The sequence below is a fragment of the Bacillus sp. JJ864 genome (assembly GCF_036963045.1).
Classification (GTDB): Bacteria; Bacillota; Bacilli; order Bacillales; family Bacillaceae_G; genus Bacillus_A; species Bacillus_A pseudomycoides_C.
On the sequence record NZ_JBALLY010000150.1, the window covers coordinates 1 to 1,557 of the forward strand.

The window sequence follows — 1,557 nt, forward strand, 5'->3', positions numbered from 1 at the left end:
TCATCTTGTCAAACAACAACAAAAAGCCCTGATGCTCTACTTCATCAGGGCTTTTTGTTAGTTATATAAGCCAACTTGCATATTCCTCTTCAAAACACACTCACCTGTCACATAAATTCAGTTCTCATAACAACAATAAAACATCATAAGTAGATCGTTTTGTAATTATATTGATAATAACACTACTAGTTGACTTTCCTTTACGTTAGTTAATATCTACAGTGTTAACCCATACACCACCCGGCAGTGACCAAAGTTTTTATAAAGTTTATGCATAACTTTTACTAGCTGCTCTTTTTAATACAAGCTTATAATCCACTTGTTCAATAAAATGTAATATCCATCTATAAATTATAATGAACTATATGTTAATTTTCTTTATGAACAGCACATCTTATATGCAATATGCACCCTCTAGAACGCTCTAGCTGTATTACAGCTAGAATTGTTCCCTTTTCCTCCCCCAAATACAACCTTTTTTAAATAGCGCTTTTGTTAAAATTTCATGAGCAAATAAGCCTCCAAGTTCTAAGTCCAATTAAGAAAATAACAAACCCAAAAATTAAAACTTTAAATTATAGAAACTATAATTGCTTCGCTAAAACCAAATTCAATCACCTCGCGGCCACCAATTTTAATAATTTTCAAATTGCATAAATCTTAGATTCCCTATATTTACTTATATTTGGACACATTTACCAATATTATTCCCCAAAAATTTATGTTAAATTTATTTAGTCAAGTATGCCATTACTTGACAAATTACCCTAAGAAGTCCTGTATACCCCGGGGCTTCTTTCTTTAGAGTGTTGCTGACATATTCTTCAAAATTATATTAAAGACCTATCTGATCATGAGTACATGCTTACAAATATTTTCAAATCTCAAGTAGTTGAGAAGAATGCGAAAGAAAAAGTAATACAGGATTTTGCATTCGACTTCTGGCAAAACTCAAAATATAACTATCGTGGTGTTGATAAAACAACAAGTGAAGCAACATTAGCAAATGAACGACAAATGGATAAATCATTAATTAAAATGCGTAAATAAAGCCAAAAGCCCTGATCCTCTATTAAATAGAGGATCAGGGCTTTTGATTAGTTATCGAATCCACCTTACGTAAGACTCATCAAAATACATCCAACCTTCAACACCATCTTTGTATACATAAATCTAATCCTCGTATCTGAAATGGACATTCCAAGCTCCAACATACGCTTTCCCTATAACCGGATCACCTTTACCTTTTGATGCTCCTTTGCGAAGGTTAATGTTTGTTCCCGAAATCCAAACAACCCCTTTTATTTTAAGCCTTGCATGCGGTAGGAAAAAACTCTGACCGTTTCTATGCTCGGCCAGATGCTCTCATCCCCCCGAAAATGAAAGAGGCTTTTTATGTCGTTTTTTAACTTATACACATACAGAATCACTTATTACATCACCATAATATTTTTCAATGAGTTTATAATGATGCTCTTCATGTATTACTAAAAGTTGAATACCCTGAATTAAATTAGGATAACTAGCTAGCGGATCAAAAAATATATAATTACAACT

Annotated in this window: 1 pseudogene; it reads left to right on the forward strand. The window is 32.6% G+C overall.

The annotated features are described in order from the left end of the window. Nucleotides 1–825: 825 nt before the first annotated feature. Nucleotides 826–1,050: pseudogene (locus V7024_RS20275) on the forward strand (hypothetical protein); the annotation flags it as partial. Between the last annotated feature and the right edge of the window lie 507 nt (nucleotides 1,051–1,557).